The following is a 4,017-nucleotide window of genomic DNA, read 5'->3' as shown; positions in this document are numbered from 1 at the left end:
CTCGGATGGTATGGCGAACTGCGCCGTCCACGTTTCTCTTTCTTCATGAAGACAAAACCGTAAACCCTTTCATCGAGATTGGGCCTGTAGCTCAGTTGGTTAGAGCACACGCTTGATAAGCGTGGGGTCGGAAGTTCAAGTCTTCCCAGGCCCACCATTCACTTCGAGTGATTGTTGGATTTGGGTGCTTTGAGCGCCTTGAAGGGATTATGGATTGTTGCCGAGCCTTGGATGGAAACGTCTGGGGTGATCGAGCTGGAGGGGCTGTAGCTCAGCTGGGAGAGCACCTGCTTTGCAAGCAGGGGGTCAGCGGTTCGATCCCGCTCAGCTCCACCAAATCGATGGTGTCGAGCCTGAGGGTTTTGATGGCAATGTCTTCTGAAGAAATAAAAGTTTGCATCGACTTCGGTCGGATGCCTGTTCTGCATATATCGTGAAGAGAAGATTGATCTGGAGGCTTCCAGGTGTTGGGTTCTGCCCAATGTCCGAGCCCAGTTCCTGAGAAACCATGGATGGCCTAGCCGGCCGGATATGGTGGAGGGATTGGAGGTAGGAAGGAAGCTTGTCACTCTGGGTCGTCAGTGCAAACCGCATAGCGGTTTGTGCGTGTTGTTTGTAAGCCCTCGGGTTTGCATCTGACGGACGACTTGATGGCCGTTGCCTGACCGCGCGGTCCTGGATTTAATCTCGAGAAGCTGGTCTTAAAGATCGGACACAAGCGAACTGCTCGGCGTAGTTCCAATAAAGTGATCCGATCGAACACGTCGATGGCATTGTTGGATTGGTGGGGTTGTAAAAGGTAACCCTGCCTGTTGTCGTTCTCTTCGAGAACGGACAACGAGATGATGAGCATTGGCAATGAGAACGATTAAGTGTCGTAAGGGCATTTGGTGGATGCCTTGGCATGCACAGGCGATGAAGGACGTGATACGCTGCGAAAAGCCGTGGGGAGCTGCGAATAAGCTTTGATCCATGGATATCCGAATGGGGAAACCCACCTTAAATGCTTGGAAAATCATTCTGGTTGGCTCAGCCTTGCGAGGGAAACTTCGTAGGGCGGTAGCCCGTCGCCGGTTATCCGGCGCGCCGTCCGCAGGCCTTTGGCCGTGAGGACAGAACCCGAGTGGTTTCCAAGCATTGTGATAAGGTATCTGCATCTGAATAAAATAGGGTGTAAGAAGCGAACTCGGGGAACTGAAACATCTAAGTACCCGAAGGAAAGGACATCAACCGAGACTCCGCAAGTAGTGGCGAGCGAACGCGGACCAGGCCAGTGGCAATGAGGAATAAAGCGGAACCTTCTGGAAAGTTGGGCCGTAGCGGGTGATAGCCCCGTACGCGTAGAACACTCATTGTCCTAGAGTAGGGCGGGGCACGTGAAACCCTGTCTGAACGTGGGTAGACCACTATCCAAGCCTAAGTACTCGTGCATGACCGATAGCGAACAAGTACCGTGAGGGAAAGGTGAAAAGCACCCCGACAAGGGGAGTGAAATAGAACCTGAAACCGGATGCCTACAAACAGTCGGAGCCCGCAAGGGTGACGGCGTACCTTTTGTATAATGGGTCAACGACTTAGTGTAACAAGCAAGCTTAAGCCGGTAGGTGTAGGCGAAGCGAAAGCGAGTCTGAATAGGGCGATTTAGTTTGTTGCATTAGACCCGAAACCGAGTGATCTAGCCATGAGCAGGTTGAAGGTTGGGTAACACCAACTGGAGGACCGAACCCGCATCTGTTGCAATAGATTGGGATGACTTGTGGTTAGGGGTGAAAGGCCAATCAAACTCGGAAATAGCTGGTTCTCCGCGAAATCTATTTAGGTAGAGCGTCGAGCGAATACCCCGGGGGGTAGAGCACTGGATGGGCTATGGGGACTCACCGTCTTACTGATCCTAACCAAACTCCGAATACCCGGGAGTACTACTCGGCAGACACACGGCGGGTGCTAACGTCCGTCGTGAAAAGGGCAACAACCCTAACCTCCAGCTAAGGTCCCCAAGTCATGGCTAAGTGGGAAAGGATGTGAGGATCCCAAAACAACCAGGATGTTGGCTTAGAAGCAGCCATCATTTAAAGAAAGCGTAACAGCTCACTGGTCTAAATAAGGGTCTTTGCGCCGAAAATGTAACGGGGCTGAAGCCATGCACCGAAGCTGAGGATGTGCAGCAATGCACGTGGTAGCGGAGCGTTCCGTAAGCCTGTGAAGGGACAGTCGTGAGACATCCTGGAGGTATCGGAAGTGCGAATGTTGACATGAGTAACGATAAAGAGGGTGAGAGACCCTCTCGCCGAAAGACCAAGGGTTCCTGCTTAAAGTTAATCTGAGCAGGGTTAGCCGGCCCCTAAGGCGAGGCGGAAACGCGTAGTCGATGGGAACCACGTTAATATTCGTGGGCCTGGTGGTAGTGACGGATTGCGTAACTTGTATTCACTTATTGGATTGTGGGTGCAGGGAAGCGGTTCCAGGAAATAGCTCCATCATTATAGACCGTACCCGAAACCGACACAGGTGGTCAGGTAGAGTATACCAAGGCGCTTGAGAGAACTATGTTGAAGGAACTCGGCAAATTGCACGCGTAACTTCGGAAGAAGCGTGACCCCATTGTACGCAAGTGTGATGGGGTGGCACAGACCAGGGGGTAGCGACTGTTTATCAAAAACACAGGGCTCTGCGAAGTCGCAAGACGACGTATAGGGTCTGACGCCTGCCCGGTGCTGGAAGGTTAAAGGGAGAGGTGCAAGCTTTGAACTGAAGCCCCAGTAAACGGCGGCCGTAACTATAACGGTCCTAAGGTAGCGAAATTCCTTGTCGGGTAAGTTCCGACCTGCACGAATGGCGTAACGACTTCCCCGCTGTCTCCAACATAGACTCAGTGAAATTGAATTCCCCGTGAAGATGCGGGGTTCCTGCGGTCAGACGGAAAGACCCCGTGCACCTTTACTATAGCTTTACACTGGCATTCGTGTCGGCATGTGTAGGATAGGTGGTAGGCTTTGAAGCAGGGACGCCAGTTTCTGTGGAGCCATCCTTGAAATACCACCCTTATCGTCATGGATGTCTAACCGCGGTCCGTTATCCGGATCCGGGACAGTGTATGGTGGGTAGTTTGACTGGGGCGGTCGCCTCCGAAAGAGTAACGGAGGCGCGCGATGGTGGGCTCAGACCGGTCGGAAATCGGTCGTCGAGTGCAATGGCATAAGCCCGCCTGACTGCGAGACTGACAAGTCGAGCAGAGACGAAAGTCGGTCATAGTGATCCGGTGGTCCCGCGTGGAAGGGCCATCGCTCAACGGATAAAAGGTACGCCGGGGATAACAGGCTGATGACCCCCAAGAGTCCATATCGACGGGGTTGTTTGGCACCTCGATGTCGGCTCATCGCATCCTGGGGCTGGAGCAGGTCCCAAGGGTTTGGCTGTTCGCCAATTAAAGCGGTACGTGAGCTGGGTTCAGAACGTCGTGAGACAGTTCGGTCCCTATCTGCCGTGGGTGTAGGAATATTGACAGGATCTGTCCCTAGTACGAGAGGACCGGGATGGACATATCTCTGGTGGACCTGTTGTCGTGCCAACGGCATAGCAGGGTAGCTACATATGGAATGGATAACCGCTGAAGGCATCTAAGCGGGAAACCAACCTGAAAACGAGTATTCCCTATCAGAGCCGTGGAAGACGACCACGTTGATAGGACGGGTGTGGAAGCGCAGCAATGTGTGAAGCTTACCGTTACTAATAGCTCGATCGGCTTAATTGTTCTCATTGCTTATGCTCATCAAACAGATGACGCCAAGGCGTGTTCACACGGCGAACATGAAATGTTCGTCCGAAAAAAAATGCAGTGAAAACTGCACCAGCTTCTCAACGTTGCGCTTCGCTGACCTGGTGGTTATGGCGGGGCGGCTGCACCCGTTCCCATTCCGAACACGGCCGTGAAACGCCCCTGCGCCTATGGTACTTCGTCTTAAGACGCGGGAGAGTCGGTCGCTGCCAGGTCTGCTAAACGCAACATAAAATCTTCTC

At 53.0% G+C, this 4,017-nt stretch carries 2 tRNA genes and 2 rRNA genes; all 4 read left to right on the top strand.

The annotated features are described in order from the left end of the window. Nucleotides 1-80: 80 nt before the first annotated feature. The 4 genes from ACIQUB_RS31415 (at nt 81) to rrf (ending at nt 3,990) form a co-directional block, all read left to right on the top strand. Nucleotides 81-157, top strand: a tRNA-Ile gene (locus ACIQUB_RS31415). 103 nt (nt 158-260) lie between these two features. Then, a tRNA-Ala gene (locus tag ACIQUB_RS31410) sits at nt 261-336 on the top strand. 530 nt (nt 337-866) lie between these two features. Beyond that, nucleotides 867-3,751, top strand: a 23S ribosomal RNA gene (locus ACIQUB_RS31405). A 124-nt stretch (nt 3,752-3,875) separates the two neighbouring features. Next, nucleotides 3,876-3,990, top strand: a 5S ribosomal RNA gene (gene rrf, locus ACIQUB_RS31400). Nucleotides 3,991-4,017 lie beyond the last annotated feature (27 nt).

This window comes from Rhizobium sp. NPDC090275 (genome assembly GCF_044772225.1).
Classification (GTDB): Bacteria; Pseudomonadota; Alphaproteobacteria; order Rhizobiales; family Rhizobiaceae; genus Rhizobium.
The sequence above is the reverse complement of the archived record's forward strand: the minus strand, read 5'-3'. Positions and strand labels throughout refer to the sequence as shown.